Origin of the sequence: Streptomyces sp. NPDC059895 (assembly GCF_042731035.1) — a bacterium.
In the GTDB taxonomy this organism is placed as follows: Bacteria; Actinomycetota; Actinomycetes; order Streptomycetales; family Streptomycetaceae; genus Streptomyces.
This window is the reverse complement of record NZ_JBHWKO010000004.1, coordinates 197,313-220,884: the sequence shown is the minus strand read 5'-3', so window position 1 is coordinate 220,884 and position 23,572 is coordinate 197,313. Positions and strand designations below refer to the sequence as shown.

General features: G+C 68.7%; 18 protein-coding genes. 8 read left to right on the top strand and 10 right to left on the bottom strand.

Features of this window, described 5'->3' with window-relative positions:
• Positions 1–12: 12 nt before the first annotated feature.
• Both murJ and ACFV9M_RS06765 read right to left on the bottom strand, forming a co-directional pair.
• Positions 13–2,334 (bottom strand): murein biosynthesis integral membrane protein MurJ, encoded by a 2,322-nt coding sequence (gene murJ / locus ACFV9M_RS06770; RefSeq protein WP_385063513.1) that lies wholly within the window; start codon positions 2,332–2,334, stop codon positions 13–15.
• A gap of 42 nt (positions 2,335–2,376) precedes the next feature.
• A complete protein-coding gene (locus ACFV9M_RS06765; RefSeq protein WP_385063514.1) occupies positions 2,377–4,764 on the bottom strand; it encodes a DUF6049 family protein in 2,388 nt (795 codons plus the stop codon).
• Positions 4,765–5,021: 257 nt separating this feature from the next.
• On the opposite strand from ACFV9M_RS06765, the gene ACFV9M_RS06760 reads away from it, so the two are divergent.
• Positions 5,022–6,488: a CCA tRNA nucleotidyltransferase gene (locus tag ACFV9M_RS06760; RefSeq protein ID WP_385063516.1), complete on the top strand. Its 1,467-nt coding sequence runs from the start codon at positions 5,022–5,024 to the stop codon at positions 6,486–6,488.
• Positions 6,489–6,615: 127 nt separating this feature from the next.
• Here ACFV9M_RS06760 and ACFV9M_RS06755 read toward each other — a convergent pair whose 3' ends face one another.
• The 4 genes from ACFV9M_RS06755 to ACFV9M_RS06740 form a co-directional block, all read right to left on the bottom strand.
• Entirely contained in the window at positions 6,616–7,107 is a 492-nt protein-coding gene (locus ACFV9M_RS06755; protein ID WP_385063518.1) for a hypothetical protein, read from the bottom strand.
• Between the two features lie 122 nt (positions 7,108–7,229).
• Positions 7,230–8,492 (bottom strand): MFS transporter, encoded by a 1,263-nt coding sequence (locus ACFV9M_RS06750; RefSeq protein WP_385063519.1) that lies wholly within the window; start codon positions 8,490–8,492, stop codon positions 7,230–7,232.
• Positions 8,493–8,582: 90 nt separating this feature from the next.
• Positions 8,583–9,665 (bottom strand): inositol-3-phosphate synthase, encoded by a 1,083-nt coding sequence (locus ACFV9M_RS06745; protein ID WP_385063521.1) that lies wholly within the window; start codon positions 9,663–9,665, stop codon positions 8,583–8,585.
• Positions 9,666–9,709: 44 nt separating this feature from the next.
• Positions 9,710–10,393, bottom strand: a complete 684-nt coding sequence (locus ACFV9M_RS06740; RefSeq protein WP_385063522.1) for a helix-turn-helix transcriptional regulator — start codon at positions 10,391–10,393, stop codon at positions 9,710–9,712.
• 384 nt (positions 10,394–10,777) lie between these two features.
• On the opposite strand from ACFV9M_RS06740, the gene ACFV9M_RS06735 reads away from it, so the two are divergent.
• Positions 10,778–13,429, top strand: a complete 2,652-nt coding sequence (locus ACFV9M_RS06735) for a transglycosylase domain-containing protein (protein ID WP_385063524.1) — start codon at positions 10,778–10,780, stop codon at positions 13,427–13,429.
• Between the two features lie 122 nt (positions 13,430–13,551).
• Entirely contained in the window at positions 13,552–15,060 is a 1,509-nt protein-coding gene (locus ACFV9M_RS06730) for a glycosyltransferase family 87 protein (protein ID WP_385063526.1), read from the top strand.
• Between the two features lie 76 nt (positions 15,061–15,136).
• Here the strand turns inward: ACFV9M_RS06730 and ACFV9M_RS06725 are convergent, their stop codons facing one another.
• The 3 genes from ACFV9M_RS06725 to ACFV9M_RS06715 all read right to left on the bottom strand — a co-directional run bounded on the left by ACFV9M_RS06725 (position 15,137) and on the right by ACFV9M_RS06715 (position 17,944).
• Positions 15,137–16,168 (bottom strand): alanine racemase, encoded by a 1,032-nt coding sequence (locus ACFV9M_RS06725; RefSeq protein ID WP_385063528.1) that lies wholly within the window; start codon positions 16,166–16,168, stop codon positions 15,137–15,139.
• Positions 16,169–16,298: 130 nt separating this feature from the next.
• Complete coding sequence (gene femX, locus ACFV9M_RS06720; RefSeq protein WP_385063530.1) at positions 16,299–17,420, bottom strand: peptidoglycan bridge formation glycyltransferase FemX; 1,122 nt, start codon at positions 17,418–17,420, stop codon at positions 16,299–16,301.
• A 212-nt stretch (positions 17,421–17,632) separates the two neighbouring features.
• Entirely contained in the window at positions 17,633–17,944 is a 312-nt protein-coding gene (locus ACFV9M_RS06715) for a hypothetical protein (RefSeq protein ID WP_385063532.1), read from the bottom strand.
• A 286-nt stretch (positions 17,945–18,230) separates the two neighbouring features.
• Here ACFV9M_RS06715 and rpsF point away from each other — a divergent pair, with 286 nt between their 5' ends.
• The 4 genes from rpsF to rplI all read left to right on the top strand — a co-directional run bounded on the left by rpsF (position 18,231) and on the right by rplI (position 19,982).
• Positions 18,231–18,521, top strand: coding sequence for a 30S ribosomal protein S6 (rpsF, locus tag ACFV9M_RS06710; protein WP_004950685.1), 291 nt, complete (start codon positions 18,231–18,233; stop codon positions 18,519–18,521).
• Positions 18,522–18,602: 81 nt separating this feature from the next.
• A complete protein-coding gene (locus ACFV9M_RS06705; RefSeq protein WP_385063534.1) occupies positions 18,603–19,193 on the top strand; it encodes a single-stranded DNA-binding protein in 591 nt (196 codons plus the stop codon).
• Between the two features lie 87 nt (positions 19,194–19,280).
• A complete protein-coding gene (gene rpsR / locus ACFV9M_RS06700; protein ID WP_003949403.1) occupies positions 19,281–19,517 on the top strand; it encodes a 30S ribosomal protein S18 in 237 nt (78 codons plus the stop codon).
• Positions 19,518–19,535: 18 nt separating this feature from the next.
• Positions 19,536–19,982, top strand: coding sequence for a 50S ribosomal protein L9 (gene rplI / locus ACFV9M_RS06695; RefSeq protein ID WP_385063536.1), 447 nt, complete (start codon positions 19,536–19,538; stop codon positions 19,980–19,982).
• Between the two features lie 247 nt (positions 19,983–20,229).
• Here the strand turns inward: rplI and ACFV9M_RS06690 are convergent, their stop codons facing one another.
• Positions 20,230–21,567 (bottom strand): MATE family efflux transporter, encoded by a 1,338-nt coding sequence (locus tag ACFV9M_RS06690; RefSeq protein ID WP_385063538.1) that lies wholly within the window; start codon positions 21,565–21,567, stop codon positions 20,230–20,232.
• 470 nt (positions 21,568–22,037) lie between these two features.
• Between ACFV9M_RS06690 and dnaB the strand changes: the two genes are divergently transcribed.
• Positions 22,038–23,513: a replicative DNA helicase gene (dnaB, locus tag ACFV9M_RS06685; protein ID WP_385063540.1), complete on the top strand. Its 1,476-nt coding sequence runs from the start codon at positions 22,038–22,040 to the stop codon at positions 23,511–23,513.
• Positions 23,514–23,572 lie beyond the last annotated feature (59 nt).

Genomic DNA, 23,572 nt, shown 5'->3' with positions numbered 1-23,572 from the left:
CTACCCCCTGCCTCAGCGACCCAGGCGTCCGCGGACCATGCCGACGAGCGAATTGAGCTCCTCGATGCGCATGCGGCGGGCGGCGACGTAGAAGATGCCGAGCAGAACGGCCCCACCGGCCAGCAGCGCGGCGAAGGAGCCGAGGACCCCCTGGCCGAGGCTGTGGCCGATGCCGTAGCAGGCGGCGCCACTGAGCAGGGCGGCCGGAACGGAGGCGATGCACAGCCGCGCGTACGTCCGCAGGACACGGGAGCCGTCCAGATCGCCGCCGAGCCGCTTGCGCAGCCGGTTCCAGGCGACGCCGACGCCGATCGCGTAGGCCAGGCCGTAGGAGGCGGACATGCCGACCACGGCCCAGCGAGGAGCGAGCACGAAGTAGCAGACCGCCGAGGCGCCGGCGTTGACCGCCGCCACGATGACCGTGTTGTAGAAGGGGGTGCGGGTGTCCTCGTAGGCGTAGAAGGCGCGCAGCACCACGTACTGCACGGAGTAGGGGATCAGGCCGAGGCCGAAGGCCATCAGCATGAAGCCCATGTTCGTGGCCTCGCTGGCGCCGGAGGAACCGAAGATCAGCGTGCACATCGGGATGCCGAGGGCGAGGAAGCCGAAGGCGATCGGCACGATGGCGACGGCCGTGGTGCGCAGACCCTGCGAGATGTCGTCGCGGACCGCGCCGCTGTCGCCCTCGGCCGCCGAGCGGGACAGCCGGGGCAGCAGCGCGGCCATCAGGGAGACCGTGATGATGGCCTGCGGCAGGCCCCAGATCAGCTGGGCGTTGGCGTAGGCGGCGAAGCCGGTGCCGTCGACGGGCGAGTCCTTGCCCGCCGCCGTGGACAGCTGGGTGACGACGATGGCACCGGCCTGGTTGGCGAGGACGAACAGGAAGGTCCACTTGGCGAGGGTGACGGCCTTGCCGAGGCCGTGGCCCCTCCAGTCGAAGCGCAGCCGCAGCCGGAAGCCGGTCTCCCGCAGGTACGGGATCATCGCCAGCGCCTGGACGACCAGGCCGAGCAGGACGCCCACACCGAGGAGCCGCTGGCCCTCCGGCGGGATCGTCGTGACCTCCATGCCCGAGGCTGCCGCCGAGCCGTAGACCCAGATGAACATGCCCAGCGTGACGATGATGACGATGTTGTTCAGGACCGGCGTCCACATCATCGCGCCGAACCTGCCCCGCGCGTTGAGGATCTGCCCCATGACGACGTGGACGCCCATGAAGAAGATCGAGGGCAGGAAGTAGCGGACGAAGGTGACGCCGACCTCGTTGGCGGCGGGGTCGCTGGCCACGGGGTCGGACAGGAGGCGGATCAGGAAGGGGGCGGCGGCGACCGAGGCGACCGTGAGCAGGCCGAGCGCCACGACGACCAGCGTCAGCAGGCGGTTGGCGAAGGCCTCGCCGCCGTCCTCGTCCTCCTTCATGGCGCGGACGAGCTGGGGCACGAAGACCGAGTTCAGGCCGCCGCCGACGGTGAGGATGTAGATCATCGTCGGCAGCTGGTAGGCGACCTGGAAGGTGTCACCGAGCAGACCGACGCCCAGCGCGGAGACGATCAGCGCGGAGCGGATGAAGCCGGTGAGACGCGAGACCATCGTGCCCGCCGCCATCACGGCGCTGGACTTCAGCAGGCCCGCGGCGCGGCCGCCCTTCTTCGCGGCGGGGGCAGCGGCGGCAGGCGCAGCGGCCGCGGGGGCGGCGGCAGCGGGGGGAGTCGCGGTCAGGTTCATGGTCACTTCGGCCCCGGGCGAGGGGTTCCCGGGCACCGACGCACCGGCGGCGGACGGAGTCCCGTACTGCGGTGCAGCTCCCTGGGCGCCCGGGGCAGCGGTAGGGCCCGGTACCGCCGCCGGGTGCTCCGTCAGCGGGTGGCCACCGGCCTGCTGGTCCCGGAAGAGGTGCGCGAAGGCGTCGGGCTGGCGCTGCTCCTCGCCGGAGTGCGAGACCAGGTCGTCCACGCCCACGAACTGGGTCGTGCGGGGGTCGTCGCCGTACGGCAGGTACTGGTTCGGGCCGTCCGGCTCCGGCGCCGGCGTCTGGGCCCACACACGCGGGTCGGGAGCATACGGTGACTGCTGCGGCTGGGCGTACAGCGGCTGCTGCGGCTGGTACGTCCCCGGTGGCGGCGGGGGGTGCGCGGCACGGTCGTAGAGCGCCTCGGCGACCGGGTCCTGAGCGGCGAGGTCCTGGGCGCGGTAGGGGTCCTGGTCGTAGGCGTCCTGGAGGTACATGTCCGCGGGGTGCTGCGGCGGTACCTGGCCGTGCTCGGGCGGCGGGCCCTCGGGGTGGCCCGAGCTGCCCGCGGCCTGGCCGCGGTCACCGTCGTACGGCGCGTTCATGGTTACCCCACCTCATCGTTCCGGGCCCACCGGCCACGACATTCAACGGTCCACTCTCTCACCCGTCCGGGACGGGTCGTTGCTTTCCGCTACGGTGTCCGGAGTCCCGTCACTCGGCTGCACCGGGCCCTCTGCCCCGTGCCGGACAGTGGATTCTTCGGCGGGACGGGCCTCGGCCTCCGGAAGCAGCGCGCCGGTGTCCTCGCCCCCGACCGACTCGTCGGGGGCGTCCTCCTCGGCCTCGCGGGCCGCGGCCCGCTTGCGCTGGGTGTACATGCGGAAGCCGGCCAGTACGAGCAGCAGGACACCGCCGCCGATGACCAGCATCACGGTGGCCGTGATCTCGGTGACCTTCACGTCGAAGGTGACCGGCGCGCCGTACTCCCGGCCGTCCTCGGTGTAGAGCTGGGCGACCACCGACGTCTGGCCGTTGACGTTGGCGGAGGTCGGGAACTTCACCGTCGTGCTGTGCCCGCCGGAGACCGCGATGAGCTGCTCCGCGTAGGCCTCGCCGCCGATCTCGAGCCGGGTCGGATTGGTCGAGGTGAGCCGCAGCACCAGGTGCTCGACGCCCTGCACCAGGTTGTTCTGCACGGTGACGGGGATCGTGGCGCTGCGTCCGGAAAGCTTGGTATCCGACTTCTGGATCAGCTTCACCTGGTCGGCGAGCGTGTCGAGGTAGCTCTGCACGCCCTGCCGGAAGGAGCTCGCTTCCGTGCTCCGGCCCCGCCACGACGCGGACATCTCACGGTTGACGGCCCGGCCGAACGGAGTCACCACCCGGGACTCGTCGGTGAGGATGACCTTGAAGTTGTCGAGCTTGTCCTGGGTCGCCGCGATCTCCTCGAAGGCGGTCCGGGGCAGTTCCTGCTTGCGCAGCGTGGCGCGGTACTTCGTCCGCGACGGCACCTTCGTGGTGGCCGCGGCGTCGGGCTTGGCCGCGGCCGCCGCCGTGAGCTGCTGGGACTGTGACCAGGTGCCGTCCTGGAGGGCGGTGACCGCCGCCGCCATCGTCTGGGCCTGGCTCGCGGTCGGCATGCGCTGCGGGGAGACGACGATGCTGCGCTCCTTGCCCGTCTCCAGGTTCAGCGCGAGGCTCTGCGCCAGGAACTCCTGCACGGCGAGTGTGGACGAGGAGGCCCTCGTCAGATCGCCCTCGAACGCCGTCGACAGCTCCGCGTCCGCCACCACCGCCGTGGTGCCACCGCCGATGGGGCGGGCCGCGGACGGCGTGTACGACAGGCTGCCCGTCTCCTTGAGGCTGTCGCTGCGCGCGATCACCTTGTCCGCGCCGGCCGAGGTGGCGACCTTGACGATCGACGGGTCGACGGCGCCCTCCACCGGCCAGGCGAAGTCGGTGCTCGGGGTGACGTGCAGCACGGTCTCCACCGTGGTGGCGGCGACGTCGGTGGCTGCCTTGAGCTGGCTCAGCGAGCCCGTGACCCCCGTGCCGTTGTGGGCCAGGGAGGCCAGGTCCGGGTCGGCGAAGGGGAGGGCGACGACCTCCTTGCCGTCGACCGCCTTCTGCAGCTGCGCGAGCCACTGCTTGGCGAGGGCCTGGTGGCTGCCGGCCGTGGTGGTGGCGCCGTCGCCGCGGACGTCGTAGCGGCCGGCCATGGCGTCGACGGACGCGAGGAGGTCCGGGTCGATCACCCAGGTCACGTCGAGGTCCTTGCCCAGGCTCACCATCTGGTCGAGGCGGCCGCCGGGCGAGATCTCCTCGGCGAGGTCGTCATTGAGGAAGACCGGCGTCTGCTGTTCGTTGGAGCCGGTCTCCGCCGTCATGTGGACGGTCGACATCAGCGGCCACAGCACGGTCGTCCTCGTGGCGGTCTTCGCCTTCTCGGGCTGCCACGGCAGGAAGGTCCGCTGGATGCCCAGTAGCTGCTCCCACGGCTTCGCGGCGGTCTCGCCCGAGAGCGAGACGCCGAGGGGATAGACCCCGTCGTCTCCCAGGTCGAGCTCGCCGACCGGTACGGAGATGCTGAAGCGCTGGGGGACGCCCGGGCTGAGCTCGGCGAACGTGGCGACGTACTTGCCGCCGACCTCGGTCCCGGTGGCGCCCGAGAGATCGTCGGCCTTCTCGGCCATGGTCGCGATCGCCGAGCGGGTGGTCAGCTCGGACCCCACCCGCAGGTCCACCTGGGCGTCGGTGACCGCCTGCTTGCCGTTGTTGGTCACCGTGCCGGACACCGTCAGCGTGTCCCCGTCGGTCGGGACGCCGGGGCTGAGCGAGTCGACGGCGACGGCCACCGTGCCCGTGCCGGAGGCCTCCGCGGCCGAGGCACGGCCTTCGGCGTGCGCCGAGGCGGCGGGCAACTGGAGCAGACCGGCCAGCAGGGGCGCCCCCGCGAGCAGCGCTCCGGTGCGCCGCAGCCACCGGCGGGCAGGTGAGGGAGCCATCCCCGGGAAGTCTGCCGCCTCGGCCACGCGTTCGTCCGTCCCTCGTCGTCGTCAGTGGTCGTCGGAAAGTGCGTCCACGCATGGTAACGATGCGCGCTGAGGGTAAGTGCCGCGGACCGCTCCACAAGATCGCAGGAGACGGACCGGTCGTCCTCTATGTGCACGTATAAAGAGGAGCGGTCGACTACGTCACGAGCGCAAGTCTTGGGTGGCTATCGGGTGATGTGTCCCCTCGCCGTAAACGGGGCGCCCGCGGCTTGCCGAGGCACGTACCCTCTTCTGTTGTGCCGAACGCCAACGAAGACAACCTCAGTGCCCTGACCCAGGTGCAGCACCGCGCGGTGAGTGAGCTGCTGCGGGTCGCTCCTGTCGCCGACGACCTCGCCCGCCGTTTCCAGGAGGCCGGGTTCTCACTCGCCCTGGTCGGCGGCTCGGTCCGGGACGCGCTGCTCGGCCGGCTCGGCAACGACCTGGACTTCACGACGGATGCCCGACCCGAGGACATCTTGAAGATCGTCCGTCCGTGGGCGGACGCCGTGTGGGAGGTCGGGATCGCCTTCGGCACCGTCGGCGTGCAGAAGGACGCTCGCGTCGGTGACACGGACCGACGCTTCCAGATCGAGGTCACCACCTACCGGTCGGAGGCCTACGACCGGACGTCCCGCAAGCCCGAGGTGTCCTACGGCGACTCCATCGAGCAGGACCTCGTCCGGCGTGACTTCACCGTGAACGCGATGGCCGTGGCACTCCCGGAGAAGAAGTTCATCGACCCGCACGGCGGCCTGGAGGACCTGGCGGCCCGTGTGCTGCGTACGCCGGGCACGCCGGAGGAGTCCTTCTCCGACGATCCGCTGCGGATGATGCGTGCCGCTCGTTTCGCCGCCCAGCTCGACTTCGAGGTCGCCCCGGAGGTCGTGACGGCGATGACGGAGATGGCCGGCCGCCTCGACATCGTCTCCGCCGAGCGGATCCGGGACGAGCTGAACAAGCTGGTCCTCTCCGCGTATCCGCGCAAGGGGCTGAGGCTTCTGGCGGACACGGGGCTCGCCGAGCACGTTCTGCCGGAGCTGCCCGCGCTGCGGCTGGAGAGTGATGAACACCACCGGCACAAGGATGTCTACGAGCACACGCTGATCGTTCTGGAGCAGGCGATGGCGCTGGAGGGTGACGGTCCCGACCTCACGCTGCGTCTGGCCGCGCTGCTGCACGACATCGGCAAGCCGCGCACCCGTCGCTTCGAGAAGGACGGCCGGGTCTCGTTCCACCACCACGAGGTGGTCGGCGCGAAGATGACCAAGAAGCGCATGACGGCGTTGAAGTACTCCAATGAGCTGGTGAAGGACGTCTCCCGGCTGGTCGAGCTCCACCTCCGCTTCCACGGGTACGGCACCGGCGAATGGACCGACTCCGCCGTGCGCCGCTATGTGCGGGACGCGGGTCCGCTGCTCGAACGTCTCCACAAGCTGACCCGCTCGGACTGCACCACGCGGAACAAGCGCAAGGCGGCCGCGCTCTCACGCGCCTACGACGGGCTGGAGGAGCGCATTGCCCAGCTGAAGGATCAGGAGGAACTCGACGCGATCCGTCCGGACCTCGACGGCAACCAGATCATGGAGATCCTCGGTGTCGGCCCCGGCCCCGCCGTGGGCAAGGCGTACAAGTACCTGCTCGAACTGCGCTTGGAGAACGGTCCGCAGGAGTACGACGCGGCGGTGGCGGCGCTCAAGGAGTGGTGGGCCGAGCAGGCCTGACACCGTGAAACGGGGTCATGTTTCACGTGAAACATGACCCCGCATCCGAGCCGTAGACGGTCGGCGCACACAGCGAGGGGCGATGTTTCACGTGAAACATCGCCCCTGCCGTATAGGTGCGCTACGACTACTGGACTTCCTTGAGGCAGAGGACCACGTTGTGGCCGCTGCCCACCTGGTAGTAGGAGATCGTCGCCTCCTGGACGGTCTCGCACTTGGTGTCGTCGCTGGTGTCGTCGAACTTCTCGACGACCTCGAACTCGGCCTCGCTCGACGAGCAGTCGACCTCGTTGAGGTCCGGGCTGGTCTCCGTGCCGTCGTTGTGCATGCAGGACCCCACCGAGGTGGTCTCGGCGTCCGTCCGGTCGGCCCACCAGCCGATGCCGAACTTCACGCCCAGGGCGAGTATGGCGACCGCGATGACGCCCAGGATGCGCAGCACCTTCTTGCCGCCCCGGCCCGTCGGCGCGGGCGGCGGAGGCACGGGGGCGCCCTGGTTCGGGAACGGCGCGTACGGCTGCTGCGGCGGGACTCCCGGCTGGCCGGGCTGCTGCCCCGCGGGGCCGGTGGGCGTCTGGGCGTACGGGTTCTGGCCCTGGGGTGGCGGCGGAGTGGTCATCTGGGGGTCCCCCTAGAACATGCATGCGCGTGGCGCGTGGCGCGAAATAAGACCCCCGTAAAGTACAGGCCACCACTGACAACCCTGTAGCCCAGGAGCGGGCTGTGGCATTTATGTGACACTTACCGGGCTGTGAATCTGGACATACCCACAGCAACTCCCCCGTAGACAACGGCGACCACGACGACCAGGGCCACCGAACGGCCGTCCGGCGGGAGCATCAGGGCGGCGAGCGCCGCCGCGCCCACGAAGGCGACGTTGAAGAGCACGTCGTAAACGGAGAAGATCCGGCCGCGGAACCCGTCGTCGACCGAGGACTGCACGATCGTGTCCGTGGCGATCTTCGCGCCCTGGGTGGCCAGCCCCAGCACGAACGTCGCGGCCAGCAGCGGAACCGTGGCGAAGGGGAGGCCGAGGGCCGGCTCCAGGACCGCGGCGGTCCCTGCGCAGACGACGATCCAGCGGGCCGGCCCGAGCCGTCCCGCCGCTGCCGGCGTCACGACGGCCGCGGTGAAGAAACCGGCGCCGGAGACGCCCAGCGCCACTCCCAGCAGGGCGAGGCCGTCCTCGGTGTCGGACGTCAGGGCGTACCGGCACAGCATCAGCAGCATGACCAGCAGGGCGCCGTAGCAGAACCGCATCAGGGCCATCGCGCCGAGCGCCCGGGCGGCTGCCCGGCGGGGCGGCTCGGCGAGATGCCGTACACCCGCCACCAGATCGCGCACGGTCCCGGCGAGCGCCGTCGTGAGCCGGGGCTGGACGAGCGCACGGTCGGGCCCCAGCAGCTCCCGCCCGATGCGCAGCGCCGCCAGCGCCCCGCACAGGTACAGCGCGGCGCCCAGCAGGACGACGGCGGCGTCGGAGTCCGCGCCCGCCAGCCGTAGGACGAAGGCGAGGCCGCCACCCGCCGTCGCGGCCAGCGTTCCGGCCGTCGGGGAGAGGGAGTTGGCCAGCACGAGACGCTCGGTGTCGACCACGCGCGGCAGCGCGGCGGACAGGCCGGCCAGCACGAAGCGGTTGACCGCCGTGACGCACAGCGCGGAGACGTAGAAGAGCCAGTCGGGGACCTGGCTGACCATCAGGACGGCCGTCAAAGACGCCAGAACGGCACGCAGGAGGTTCCCGTGGACGAAGACCTGGCGGCGGCGCCAGCGGTCCAGCAGGACGCCGGCGAAGGGGCCGACCAGTGAGTAGGGCAGCAGCAGCACCGCCATCGCGGAGGCGATCGCGGTGGCCGAGGTCTGTTTCTCCGGGGAGAAGACGACGTACGTGGCGAGCGCGACCTGGTAGACGCCGTCGGCGCACTGCGACAGCAGCCGTACGGCGAGCAGGCGCCGGAAGTTGCCCCAGCGCAGCAGGACGCGCAGATCACGGACGACGGCCATGGGGCACAGCCTCACATACGGAGAGGGCCCCCGGGTCATGTGACCCGGAGACCCTCTTCAGCCCTGGCAGGAGCGACTCAGCGACGAGCTCTAGCGCTCGACCTCACCCGCGATGAACTTCTCGACGTTCTGGCGGGCCTCGTCGTCGAAGTACTGGACCGGCGGGGACTTCATGAAGTAGCTGGAGGCCGACAGGATCGGGCCGCCGATGCCGCGGTCCTTGGCGATCTTCGCGGCGCGCAGGGCGTCGATGATGACACCCGCGGAGTTCGGGGAGTCCCAGACCTCGAGCTTGTACTCCAGGTTCAGCGGGACGTCACCGAAGGCGCGGCCCTCGAGGCGGACGTACGCCCACTTGCGGTCGTCGAGCCAGGCGACGTAGTCGGACGGACCGATGTGGACGTTCTTCTCGCCGAGGTCCCGGTCGGGGATCTGCGAGGTGACGGCCTGCGTCTTGGAGATCTTCTTGGACTCCAGGCGGTCACGCTCGAGCATGTTCTTGAAGTCCATGTTGCCGCCGACGTTCAGCTGCATCGTGCGGTCCAGGACGACACCGCGGTCCTCGAACAGCTTCGCCATGACGCGGTGCGTGATGGTGGCGCCGACCTGGGACTTGATGTCGTCACCGACGATCGGGACGCCCGCCTCGGTGAACTTGTCCGCCCACTCCTTGGTACCGGCGATGAAGACCGGGAGGGCGTTCACGAAGGCGACCTTGGCGTCGATGGCGCACTGGGCGTAGAACTTCGCCGCGTCCTCGGAGCCGACGGGCAGGTAGCAGACGAGGACGTCGACCTGCTTGTCCTTGAGGACCTGGACGACGTCGACCGGCTCCTCGGCGGACTCCTCGATGGTCTGGCGGTAGTACTTGCCGAGACCGTCGAGGGTGTGGCCGCGCTGGACCGTGACACCGGTGCTGGGCACGTCACAGATCTTGATGGTGTTGTTCTCGGACGCGCCGATGGCGTCCGAGAGGTCCAGGCCGACCTTCTTCGCGTCCACGTCGAACGCGGCGACGAACTCGACGTCACGGACGTGGTACTCGCCGAACTGGACGTGCATCAGGCCCGGGACCCTGGACGCCGGGTCGGCGTCCTTGTAGTACTCCACGCCCTGCACCAGCGACGCGGCGCAGTTGCCCACGCCGACGATGGCTACGCGAACCGAACCCATTCCGGTTGCTCCCTGTGTGTACGAGTGAGGCCCTGAGTGGGCGCTCACGTGGCGGTGTCGTCGGGCGTATCCGTCCCGGGGATCTTCCCGGGACGGGGCAGGCCGCCCGTCGCTCCAGATGTGGTGTCCTGCTGAGCGGTCTCCCCGGAGGCGGAACCCCTCAGGTCCCGTCCGGCCCGCTCGCTCTCGATGAGCTCGTTCAGCCAGCGCACTTCGCGCTCCACGGACTCCATACCGTGGCGCTGGAGCTCGAGCGTGTAGTCGTCGAGGCGCTCCCGGGTGCGCGCCAGGGAGGCGCGCATCTTCTCCAGACGCTCCTCCAGCCGGCTGCGGCGGCCCTCCAGCACGCGCATGCGCACATCGCGGGACGTCTGTCCGAAGAAGGCGAAGCGAGCGGCGAAGGTCTCGTCCTCGTACGCGTCCGGGCCCGTCTGCGAGAGGAGTTCCTCGAAGTGCTCCTTACCTTCCGCCGTCAGCCGGTAGACGATCTTGGCGCGGCGGCCCGTGAGAGGAGCGGTGAGGGCGTCTTCCGGGCTGTTCCCCGCCTCCTCGATCAACCAGCCGTTGGCGACCAGCGTCTTGAGGCAGGGGTAGAGCGTCCCGTAGCTGAACGCGCGGAACACACCCAGTGACGTATTGAGTCGTTTGCGCAGCTCATAGCCGTGCATCGGGGACTCGCGGAGCAGGCCGAGGACGGCGAACTCGAGGATGCCGGAACGCCGGCTCATACGTCGCCTCCTCTCTGCCGCCACCCGTGACGACGGGTGCCCGATGCCTTTATGCCGCGCTGATGTATCGACTCGATACATCACGACGATAGAACGGCCTTCCGGAAGCGACAAGAGGGGGGATGGTGAACGGGATCACATCGGTGATTCATCGGAGGAGAGTTGCCCGATTTGAGGCGAACCTCGGCCCAAGGCGGGTTTTGACGGTGCGTAGTCTGTGCGCCATGCACACCACCGGGACTCACGTGACGCCGGGGGGCGTCGATGTCCCCGGTGCCGTACGGGTGAATGCGCGACCGACCGCATCCGTACTTCGGGGGGACAGGAAACCAGCCGCCGTTTCCAGGCGCGCGCGGGTGCGCCTGCCCGAGGAGTAATCGTTCGATGAGCGAGCACCGTCGCAAACCGCCGCAGCCGCAGGGAGGCGGACGTGCCGCGGCCCGACGCGGCCAGTCCGGCCCGACCTCCGGCCGCCGTGCGGCACCGCGAGGCGCCACCGGGTCTCCGTCCGACTCGTACGAGTCGGACGCCCACGGCTCGGGAGGTGAGGAGCGGTCGTACGGTGGCCGCGCCGAGGCCCGGCGCGCGGCACAGAGAGGCGCGGGCCGCCGAGGCGGGCCGTCCGGACCGCCGGGCCGCGGCCGGGCCGCGCCCGGCAGGAAGCGCCTGATCGACTATCCGCGCGCCGACAAGGACGGCTGGCAGCGCTGGATGCCGTCCTGGAAGCTGGTGGCCGGCCTGTTCATCGGCTTCGTCGGCAGCATGGTGGCCGTGGCCGGCATCGGGTACGCCATGGTGAGCGTCCCGAAGGTCGACGAGACGGCGACGGCGGAGAACAACGTCTACTACTGGAAGGACGGCAGCCAGATGGTTGCCACCGGTGGGGAGACGAACCGCCAGATCATCGATCTCTCGCAGATCCCCGAGGCGATGCGCTGGGCGGTGATCTCGCAGGAGAACAAGACCTTCTACGACGACAGCGGCATCGACCCCAAGGGCATCGCGCGCGCCGTCTTCAACATGGCCCGGGGCGGTCAGACACAGGGTGGTTCGACGATCACCCAGCAGTACGTCAAGAACGCCATGCTGAACGACCAGTCCCAGACGATCTCCCGCAAGTTCAAGGAGATCTTCGTGTCGATCAAGGTGGGAGCCGAGGTCGACAAGGACGAGATCATGGCCGGCTACCTGAACTCGGCGTACTACGGGCGCAACGCCTACGGGATCCAGGCCGCCGCTCGCGCGTACTTCGACAAGGACGCCATCAAGCTGAACGAGGGCGAGTGCGCCTTCCTGGCCGCCGTGCTGAAGGGCGCCACGTACTACGACCCCGCGGGCGCGGTGTCCATCGACGCGGCGGCGACGCCGCAGGCCAACCGCAAGCGGGCGCTGATCCAGATGCAGGACACGCTCGACAAGATGGTCGAGTACAAGCACCTCGGCTCCTCGGTGCGGGCCAAGTACACCAAGCTCCCCGACGTGAAGAACCCGCGCTCGAACACGCAGCTGAGCGGCCAGATCGGCTACCTCGTCGACCTCGCCAACAGCTACGTGGTGACCCACAGCGACGAAACGGGCATCACCCAGGAAAAGCTTCAGCAGGGCGGCTTCTCGATCTACACGACCTTCGACAAGGCCAAGGTCAACGAGCTCACCCAGGCCGTCACCAAGGTCTACAAGGCCAAGATCGATCCGGAGAAGCGCCCGGACACGGACACGCACGTCCAGTTCGGCGGGGCGTCCGTGAACCCGGAGACCGGCGCCATCGAGGCGATCTACGGCGGTGAGGACGCGACCAAGCACTTCACCAACAACGCCGACCAGACCGGTGCCCAGGTGGGTTCGACGTTCAAGCCGTTCGTCCTCGCGGCCGCGATGACGTGGGGCGTACGCGACCCCGATCTGGGCTCGTCGCAGGCCCAGGACGAGCGCACCATCGTCTCCCCCAAGAGCCTGTTCAGCGGACAGAACAAGCTCAAGATCAAGAACTATGACGGCACGGTCTGGAAGAACGAGGACGGTGAGGAGTGGCTGCAGACCAATGACGGCCAGGTCTCCTACGGCACCGCGCCCGACTACAAGATCGACCTGCGTGAGGCGATGCGCGAGTCGGTGAACTCCGCCTTCGTGCAGCTGGGCATGGACGTCGGCCTGGACAAGGTCAAGGAGGCCGCCACCAGCGCCGGCGTGAAGGAGAGCACCCTCGCGGGCACCACCTTCCCGTCGTTCTCGATCGGCATCTCCGACCCGAGCGCGATCCGCATGGCGGGCGCCTACGCCACCTTCGCGGCCAGCGGCAAGCAGCGCGACCCCTACTCCGTCCAGAAGGTCACGAGCAAGGAAGGCGTGATCTACACCCACGAGACCGAGACAGTGCAGGCGTTCACCTCGAAGGTCGCCGACAACGTCACGGACGTCCTCAAGACCGTGGTGGAGGAGGGCACGGGCACCAACGCCCAGCTGTCCGGGCGTGAGGTGGCCGGCAAGACCGGTACCACCGACGGCAACAAGTCGGCCTGGTTCGTCGGCTACACACCGCAGCTGTCGACCGCGATCACCATGTTCCGGTACGACGACGACGAGACGAACAAGGACCGCGAGTTCCTGGAGATGTTCGGAACGGGTGGCGAGGAGAAGATCCACGGCGCCTCGTTCCCCGCACAGATCTGGCACGACTACATGGAGGAGGCCATGGACGGCCTCCCCGTGAAGAAGTTCCCGACCCCCGAGCCCATCGGAGAGGTCCTCAACGAGGACCCGGAGCCGTCTCCCAGCCCGTCGGTCACCGAGACCGAGGAAGAGGAGGAGAGCCCGTCTCCGTCGCCGACTCCCACCGAGACGGAGACCGAGCCGTCGCCGACCCCGAGCGAGACGTGCACCACCTTCTTCAGCTGCGAAGACTCCACGGGAGGCACGAGCAGCGAGGGTCAGGACGGTGGTACGGGCGAGACAAGTGCGTCGCCGTCCGAATCGGAGAGCGAGGACAGCAGTAGAGGCAATCAGAACGGCGAAATCTTCGGAGGACCCGAGAGTTAGCCGCTCTATCACCCGAGACGGGTGTTTCACGTGAAACATGCGCATGTTTCACGTGAAACGAGGGCCGTCCCACCGCATCAGGTGGGGCGGCCCTCGGCTTTTTCCTAGGTCCGTACGGCAGGATGTGGCGCATGCCCAGTGCAGAATCGACGCCAGCGCGCGTGCACGAGCCGGACCCGGTACGGCCGACCAGGGACGACGAGATCGCTGCGGTCGGCAGCGAGCTGATCGGCGGCCCCCTCGGACGACGAGCTCTGACCGGGACGTCGTGGCTGACCCCCGTGCGGGTCGTCGCGCTCGTGGCGATCGGGATGTTCGCTCTAGGAATGGTCCAGAAGGCGCCCTGCTACAACGGTGCGTGGTTCTTCGGTGCCAGTTCCCAGTACACCCACGCCTGCTACTCGGACATCCCGCACCTCTACCAGGGACGCGGTTTCGCCGATGGGCTGGTGCCGTACTTCGACAAGCTCGCCGGCGACATGGAATACCTCGAATACCCGGTGCTGACCGGAGTGTTCATGGAGGTGGCCGGCTGGCTGACTCCGGGCAGCGGCAGCATCCAGCACCAGGAACAGTGGTACTGGATGGTCAATGCCGGGATGCTGATGGCATGCGCGGCCGTCATCGCCGTCTGTGTGGCCCGTACGCACGGCCGGCGGCCCTGGGACGGTCTGCTGGTCGCCCTGGCCCCCGCCTTCGCGCTGACCGCCACCATCAACTGGGACCTGCTGGCCGTCGCCCTGACGGCCGCGGCGATGCTGATGTGGGCGCGGGGCCGGTCACTCGCCTTCGGCGTCCTGCTGGGGCTCGCCACGGCCGCCAAGCTCTATCCGGTCTTCCTCCTCGGGCCCCTGTTCGTGCTGTGCTGGCGAGCGGGGAAGTGGCGGCAGTTCGGCACCGCCCTCGGGGGCGCGATCGTCGCCTGGCTGGTGGTGAACCTGCCGGTGATGCTCTTCGCCTTCGACGGATGGTCGAAGTTCTACACGTTCAGCCAGGAGAGGGGGGTGGACTTCGGCTCGTTCTGGCTGATCCTCGCCCAGAACTCCGGCGACCCGCTCACCACGGACAGCGTCAACACCCTGGCGACCCTCCTGGTCCTGGTGTGCGCCCTGGGTGTCGCCGGACTCGCGCTCACCGCTCCGCGCCGCCCCCGGTTCGCTCAGCTCGTGTTCCTGATGGTGGCCGCGTTCATCCTCACCAACAAGGTCTACTCGCCGCAGTACGTCCTGTGGCTGGTGCCGCTGGCGGCACTGGCCCGGCCGAAGTGGCGGGACTTCCTCATCTGGCAGGCCTGCGAGGTGGCGTACTTCCTGGGGATCTGGATGTACCTCGCGTACACGACCAGCGGAGAGGCGCACAAGGGTCTGCCCACCGACGGCTACCACTGGGCCATCGGCGTCCACCTGCTGGGGACGCTGTACCTGTGTGTCGTGGTGGTGCGGGACATCCTGATGCCCGAGCGGGATGTGGTGCGGCAGGCCGGGGACGACGACCCCTCGGGCGGTGTGCTGGACGGCGCGGACGACGTCTTCGTCCTCGGCGCGGCGGCCCGGGCTTACCAGCACGTGGCGCCCTTCGACGGGCCGCAGGTGGAGTGGGGCAAGGAGAGCACGGCCGACGGTTCGCCCTGAGCGAACAGCGTGCTGCCCGGCCATGCGAAAGGCCGTACCCGGGCCCCGGGTACGGCCTTTCGCGTCGCTCAGGGCTTCAGCGGTCCATGAGCCGGTCGAACTGCGTGGTGGTGTGCCGCAGATGGGCCACCAACTCGTCGCCGACCGTCGGTTCGGGGGCGTCCGCCGGGACGAAGAGGATGGACACCTGCATGTGCGGCGGCTCGGCGAACCAGCGCTGCTTGCCGCCCCAGACGAACGGCGAGAGGTTCCGGTTCACCGTCGCGAGGCCGGCTCGGGCGACGCCCTTGGCCCGGGGCATGACCCCGTGCAGGGCCTTCGGAGCCTCCAGGCCCACCCCGTGCGACGTACCGCCCGCCACGACCACCAGGAAGCCGTCGGAGGCCGCCTTCTGCTGGCGGTAGCCGAAGCGGTCGCCCTTGGCGACGCGCGTGACGTCCAGGACAGCCCCGCGGTACTCGGTGGCCTCGTGGTCCCCCAGCCACAGCCGCGTGCCGATCCGGGCGCGGAAGCGGGTCTGGGGGAACTGCTGCTGAAGCCGGGCGAGTTCCTCGGCCTTGAGGTGGCTGACGAACATGGTGTGCAACGGCAGCCGGGCGGCACGCAGCCGGTCCATCCAGCCGATGACCTCCTCGACGGCGTCGGAGCCGTCGGTGCGGTCCAGGGGCAGGTGGATGGCGAAGCCCTCCAGCCGGACGTTCTCGATGGCGGAGTGCAGCTGGGGCAGATCCTGCTCGCTGATGCCGTGCCGCTTCATCGAGGACATCACCTCGATCACCACGCGGGCGCCCACGAGCCCGTAGACGCCGTCGATCGACGACACCGAGCGCACGACCCGGTCGGGCAGCGGCACGGGCTCCTCGCCGCGTCGGTACGGCGTCAGCACCAGCAGGTCACCGCCGAAGAAGTCCTTGATGCGCGCGGCCTCGTACGTCGTGCCGACGGCGAGGATGTCCGAACCCAGCCGGGTGGCCTCCTCCGCCAGCCGCTCGTGCCCGAAGCCGTAGCCGTTGCCCTTGCAGACCGGGACGAGCCCCGGGAACTGCTCCTGCACGTGCTTGTGGTGCGCCCGCCAGCGCGCGGTGTCGACGTAGAGGGTGAGCGCCATGGCCGGACCTGGAACCTTTCTCGTGGCTGCGGTGTGTCAGAGGTGAGGAAGCTGTAGGAGCCGACGGACGCCGTGGAAGTGACCGGAGCCGTCGAAGCCGTTGGAGCCTTCTGCGGGGGAAGACGCGTGCTCAGCGGCGCGACATGTAGATGTCGAGCGCCTTGTGGAGCAGCTTGTTCAGCGGGAAGTCCCACTCGCCGAGGTACTCGGCCGCCTGCCCGCCCGTTCCGACCTTGAACTGGATCAGGCCGAACAGGTGGTCCGACTCGTCCAGCGAGTCGGAGATGCCGCGCAGGTCGTAGACGGTCGCGCCGAGCGCGTAGGCGTCGCGCAGCATCCGCCACTGCATGGCGTTCGAGGGCCGGAACTCCCGGCCGATGTTGTCGGAGGCGCCGTAGGAGTACCAGACGTGCCCGCCGACGATCAGCATCGTGGCCGCCGACAGGTTCACGCCGTTGTGGCGCGCGAAGTACAGCCGCATGCGGTTGGGGTCCTCGGTGTTGAGGGCCGTCCACATGCGCTGGAAGTACGACAGCGGGCGGGGCCGGAAGTGGTCGCGCACGGCCGTGATCTCGTACAGCCGCTGCCATTCCTCGAGGTCGTGGTAACCGCCCTGGACGACCTCGACGCCGGCCTTCTCCGCCTTCTTGATGTTGCGGCGCCACAGCTGGTTGAAGTTCTTGTGGACCTCTTCAAGGGAACGGTTCGCCAGCGGCACCTGGTAGACGTAACGGGGCTGGACGTCACCGAAGCCGGCGCCGCCGTCCTCGCCCTGCTGCCAGCCCATCCGGCGCAGCTTGTCGGCCACCTCGAAGGCGCGCGGCTCGATGAAGTCGGCCTCGATGTCACGCAGCCGCTTCACGTCCGGGTTCTGGATGCCCTGCTTGATGGAGGTGGCCTCCCAGCGCCGGATGATCACCGGCGGGCCCATCTTCACGGAGAAGGCGCCCTGCTGCTTGAGGTGCGCGAGCATGGGTTCCAGCCACTCGGTCAGGTTGGGCGCGTACCAGTTGATGACCGGACCCTCGGGCAGATAGGCGAGGTAGCGCTTGATCTTCGGCAGCTGGCGGTAGAGCACCAGACCGACACCGACGAGCTCGCCGGTCCTGTCGTCGAACCACCCGAGGCTCTCGGAGCGCCACTCGGCCTTGACGTCGGCCCAGGCCGGAACCTGCATGTGGCTCGCCGACGGCAGGCTCTGGATGTACGCCAGATGCTGCTCGCGACTGATCGTCCTCAGGGTCAGGCTCATTCGGGGCGCTCCTCGGGCTGGTGTGTCCCCATGGGTACAGGGGCTCCGGCTCTCGCGCCGAAGCCTACTGCGCCGTGCGAGCGGCCGGTCTGGGCGTACGGCAGCTTCCCCCCCGGCCCCATGGGCGGCCGGGGCGGTCCGCGGGGCGCGCAGTGGTCCTGCGCGCCGTGATCAAGGACGGTTGTACGCCGGTGCGGCCGGCGCCGGTCAGGTCACCACAGTCCGCCGAAGAGGCCGCCGTGCGCCATGCCGAGGAAGAAGCCGATGCCGGAGGCACCGAGGCCCAGGATCAGACCGAAGCGCTCACGGGTGGTCTCGGAGATCCACTGTCCGTAGGCGCCGGTGAAGATCCCCGCCATACCGGTCCACGAGCTGATGAGATGGAGGTTGTGGAACATCGCCGTGACGAAGGAGATCACTCCGAGCACCAGGGTCACCGCCATCAGGGCATCCTGGACGGGGTGGGGCCGGTCGTCGGTGGCGAGGAGGGATCCGGCGGTGTTGGGTCGCAATGCCTGTGCCATGGGGCACCTCCTGCGGAAAACGGCGCATCGTAGCGCCATACACACCCGATGTGTACAGATTGGCGGTCCCCCCGGCCGGATTTCAACCGGAAGCCGCTGTGCAGGTAGTCTGTAGCGTCTGCACCGGTGTCTGCCCAGGCACAGCCAGGGACTCCGCCCAGCTCACATCGGGGACGTCGCAAGCCGACCCCGATTGTCAGTGGCGGCCGATACCGTTGCGTACGCATCACAACCCTCCTGCCACGGAACGACCGTGGCCGCTGAGTCCGAAGGAGGTGGGTTCCACATGCGTCACTACGAGGTGATGGTCATCCTCGACCCCGATCTCGAGGAGCGCGCTGTCTCCCCGCTGATCGAAAACTTCCTCTCCGTCGTCCGTGAGGGCAACGGAAAGGTGGAGAAGGTCGACACCTGGGGCCGTCGTCGTCTCGCGTACGAGATCAAGAAGAAGCCCGAGGGCATCTACTCGGTCATCGACCTGCAGGCCGAGCCTGCGGTCGTCAAGGAGCTCGACCGCCAGATGAACCTGAACGAGTCGGTCCTCCGGACCAAGGTCCTCCGTCCCGAGACCCACTGAGCTCCGTCGCTCAGCTGATCTCGGGAATCTGAGTAGCAGCACAAGCAGCCAGCAGCAGCAAACCCGCCGAGAGGTTCCCCCATGGCAGGCGAGACCGTCATCACGGTCATCGGCAATCTTGTCGACGACCCCGAGCTGCGCTTCACCCCCTCCGGTGCGGCGGTCGCGAAGTTCCGTGTCGCGTCCACTCCTCGCACCTTCGACCGCCAGACGAACGAGTGGAAGGACGGCGAGAGCCTCTTCCTCACCTGCTCGGTCTGGCGTCAGGCGGCGGAGAACGTCGCCGAGTCGCTCCAGCGAGGCATGCGCGTAGTCGTGCAGGGCCGGCTGAAGCAGCGGTCCTACGAGGACCGCGAGGGCGTCAAGCGCACGGTCTTCGAGCTGGACGTCGAGGAAGTCGGCCCCAGCCTGCGCAACGCCACGGCCAAGGTCACCAAGACCAGCGGCCGCGGTGGCCAGGGCGGTTACGGCGGCGGTGGCGGCCAGGGTGGTGGCGGCGGCTGGGGCGGCGGCCCCGGTGGCGGCCAGCAGGGCGGCGGCGCTCCCGCCGACGACCCGTGGGCGACCGGCGCTCCCGCCGGTGGCGGCCAGAGCGGCGGTGGCGGCGGTGGCGGCTGGGGTGGAAACTCCGGCGGCAGCGGCGGCGGCTACTCGGACGAACCCCCCTTCTAGGCCCTCGGGCCCTCGGTCAGCGGACCGGTCGGGCCCAGGTCGAAGGCGGGTTGTATCCCAACTTCTTGATCACACAGGAGAATCACCATGGCGAAGCCGCCTGTGCGCAAGCCGAAGAAGAAGGTCTGCGCTTTCTGCAAGGACAAGGTCACGTACGTGGACTACAAGGACACGAACATGCTGCGGAAGTTCATTTCCGACCGCGGCAAGATCCGTGCCCGTCGCGTGACCGGCAACTGCACGCAGCACCAGCGTGACGTCGCCACGGCCGTCAAGAACAGCCGTGAGATGGCGCTGCTGCCCTACACCTCCACCGCGCGCTAAGGGAAGGGTGACCGAAACATGAAGATCATCCTCACCCACGAGGTCTCCGGCCTCGGTGCCGCGGGCGACGTCGTCGACGTCAAGGACGGTTACGCTCGCAACTACCTGATCCCGCGGAAGTTCGCGATCCGCTGGACCAAGGGTGGCGAGAAGGACGTCGAGCAGATCCGTCGCGCTCGCAAGATCCACGAGATCCAGACCATCGAGCAGGCCAACCAGGTCAAGGCCCAGCTCGAGGGCGTGAAGGTCCGTCTGGCCGTTCGCTCCGGCGACGCCGGTCGTCTCTTCGGTTCCGTCACTCCGGCCGACATCGCCTCGGCGATCAAGGCCGCCGGTGGTCCCGACGTCGACAAGCGCCGCATCGAGCTCGGTGCGCCGATCAAGACGCTGGGCGGCCACGAGACGTCCGTGCGTCTGCACCCCGAGGTGGCCGCCAAGGTCGCCATCGAGGTCGTCGCGGCCTGATCGCCGCACTCGGCTTGAACAGCCTCGGCTGAACAGCTGGGAAGGGGCCGCATCCGCAAGGGTACGGCCCCTTCCGCGTGCGCGCGGCCTTCTGCAGGTGCGGAGCCCTGCCTCAGGCGTGGTGCTCTTCCTGCCTCGGCTGCGGTGCGGTTCCTGGTGCACCGGCTGGGCATCCTCAGCGCGTGTTTCACGTGAAACACCCGATTCAGGGGAGTCGTCCAGCGAGTGGCGTATTCAGAGGGATCGTTCAGCGAGTAGCGCCGACGACCACCCAGCGTCCGGAGCGGGCGCGCAGCCAGAGCGTCAGCATCCGGACCGCCATCATCAGCGTCATCGCTGCCCACAGGGCGGTGAGACCACCGTCGAGAAGCGGTATCAGCAGGGCCACCGGGGCGAAGACGGCCAGGGTGAGGACCATCGCCCAGGCGAGATAGGGGCCGTCGCCCGCGCCCATCAGCACGCCGTCCAGGACGAAGACGATCCCGCAGATCGGCTGGGACAGTGCCACCATCAGGAGGGCGGGGAACGCTGTGTCCTTGACGATCTGGTCGCCGGTGAACAGGGGCAGGAACAGCGGCCGACTGATGATCACCAGTAGCCCGAGCACGACACCCACGGCGATGCCCCACTCCACCATGCGGCGGCATGCGGCACGGGCGCCCTGGGCGTCGCCGGCGCCGAGACAGCGTCCGATGATGGCCTGCCCGGCGATGGCGATGGCGTCCAGGGCGAAGGCGAGCAGGCTCCACAGGGAGATGATGATCTGGTGCGCCGCGATGTCGGCGTCTCCCAGACGTGCGGCGACCGCGGTGGCGATCATCAGGACGGCCCGCAGGGACAGGGTGCGCACGAGCAGGGGGACGCCGGCCTGGGCGGAGGCCCGTATGCCGGCGGCGTCGGGTCGTAGCGAGGCGCCGTGGCGTCGGGCACCCCGGACGACGACCACGAGGTAGGCCGCGGCCATGCCGCACTGGGCGATGACGGTGCCCCAGGCGGAGCCCGCTATGCCGAGACCGGCACCGTAGACCAGGCCCGCGTTCAGGACGGCGTTCGCGACGAATCCGGCTATGGCGACATAGAGGGGTGTCCTTGTGTCCTGGAGGCCGCGCAGGACACCGGTCGCGGCGAGGACGACGAGCATGGCCGGTATGCCCAGGGCCGAGATGCGCAGATAGGTGGTCGCGTAGGGGGCCGCGGTGTCCGAGGCACCGAAGAGCTCCACGAGTGCCGGTGCCGTGGGCAGCACGGCCGCGATCACGGCGGCGCCGAGCAGCAGGGCCAGCCAGATGCCGTCCATGCCCTGGCGGATGGCGGCCGGGAGGTCGCCCGCGCCGACGCGGCGGGCGACGCCTGCGGTAGTGGCATAGGCGAGGAAGACGAAGACGCTGACGGCGGTGGTCAGGAGCGCGGAGGCGACGCCGAGACCGGCGAGCTGCGCGGTGCCGAGGTGGCCCACGATGGCGCTGTCGGCCATGACGAAGAGGGGCTCTGCGACGAGTGCGCCGAAGGCGGGTACGGCCAGTGCGACGATCTCTCGATCGTGCTGTCTCCGGGTGGCCCGGGTGGTCGCGGGAGCCGATGTCATGGGCACCAATCTAATCGTCCACAGGTAAGAGATGCAATCCGCTAGTGGTCCTTACGAGTCGTCTCGACGCGTGTCCTTTCGCGCACCGTTCGAAGCGATCTTGCGCCGACTGGGCAAGTTTTTCTTCTGCACAGCCGGTGGACGGTAAAAGTGCAGGTCAGAAAGGTCGTGTAGGGCTGGTAGAGGGCTTGTTCACAGCGCTGTCCACCGGGTCGTGCACAGGTTTGGCGAAGTTCTCCACAGCATCTGAGTCGTCGTCCACAGGGGCTGTGGATAACCAGATTGGCTGACGGTGCCCGCGGGCCTACGGTGGTCCGGCGCCCGCTCCGCTCGTCGGCTGTGGAAACTCGCAATTCCGACCCGCATAACCCTTCGCAGAAAGCGGAGTTGGGTCTCTCAGTTGTCAGTGCCGTGCCGTAGGAATGAGACGCACGGCGAGGTCCGCACCGCGGACGGGAGGAGGTGGCTCGGTGAGCATTTCCGAGCCCTTGGACGATCCGTGGGCCGACAGCGGTCCCAGTGATCGTCTGCCCCCCGCCAGACGGCGCGGTGAAGGCGGTCGAGGCCGGGACGAGCAGCACGACCGCGGCCGCGACAGCGGCGAGTGGGACGGCGGGGCGGCCTTCGAGCGGGTACCCCCGCAGGACCTCGACGCCGAGCAGTCGGTCCTCGGCGGCATGCTTCTGTCCAAGGAAGCCATCGCCGACGTCGTCGAGGTCCTCAAGGGCCACGACTTCTACAAGCCCGCCCACGAAACGATCTTCCAGGCGATCCTCGACGTCTATGCGAAGGGCGAGCCGGCCGACCCCATCACCATCGCCGCCGAACTCACCAAACGCGGCGAGATCAACAAGGTCGGCGGCGCATCGTATCTGCACACCCTCGTCCAGACGGTCCCGACGGCGGCGAACGCCGAGTACTACGCGGAGATCGTGCACGAGCGCGCGGTCCTGCGCCGTCTGGTCGAGGCCGGGACCCGCATCACGCAGATGGGATACGCGGGCGACGACGACGTCGACGAGATCGTCAACCGGGCCCAGGCGGAGATCTACGCCGTCACCGAACAGCGCACCAGCGAGGACTACCTTCCGCTCGGCGACATCATGGAGGGCGCCCTCGACGAGATCGAGGCGATCGGTTCACGCAGCGGTGAGATGACCGGTGTTCCCACGGGCTTCACCGACCTCGATTCCCTCACCAACGGTTTGCACCCCGGTCAGATGATCGTCATCGCGGCCCGTCCCGCCATGGGTAAGTCCACGCTCGCCCTGGACTTCGCCCGGGCCGCGTCGATCAAGCACAACCTGCCGAGCGTCATCTTCTCCCTCGAAATGGGCCGCAACGAGATCGCGATGCGTCTGCTGTCCGCCGAGGCCCGTGTCGCCCTGCACCACATGCGCTCCGGCACGATGACGGACGAGGACTGGACCCGGCTGGCCCGCCGGATGCCCGAGGTGTCGTCCGCACCCCTCTACATCGACGACTCCCCCAACCTGTCGATGATGGAGATCCGGGCGAAGTGCCGCCGGCTCAAGCAGCGCAACGACATCAAGCTCGTGATCATCGACTATCTCCAGCTGATGCAGGCCGGCGGCTCCAAGCGCTCCGAGAGCCGTCAGCAGGAGGTGTCGGACATGTCCCGGAACCTCAAGCTCCTGGCCAAGGAGCTGGAAGTGCCCGTGATCGCACTCTCGCAGCTCAACCGAGGCCCCGAGCAGCGCACCGACAAGAAACCGATGGTGTCCGACCTGCGTGAGTCCGGCTCCATCGAGCAGGACGCCGACATGGTGATCCTGCTGCACCGCGAGGACGCGTACGAGAAGGAGTCGCCGCGCGCGGGCGAGGCGGACATCATCGTGGGCAAGCACCGTAACGGCCCGACGGCCACGATCACCGTCGCGTTCCAGGGCCACTATTCGCGCTTCGTGGACATGGCGCAGACCTGATCGCGCCGTGTTGTAGGGTCTCAAATCCAGCTTCATAATCTCAGGGTCAGCTGCATATG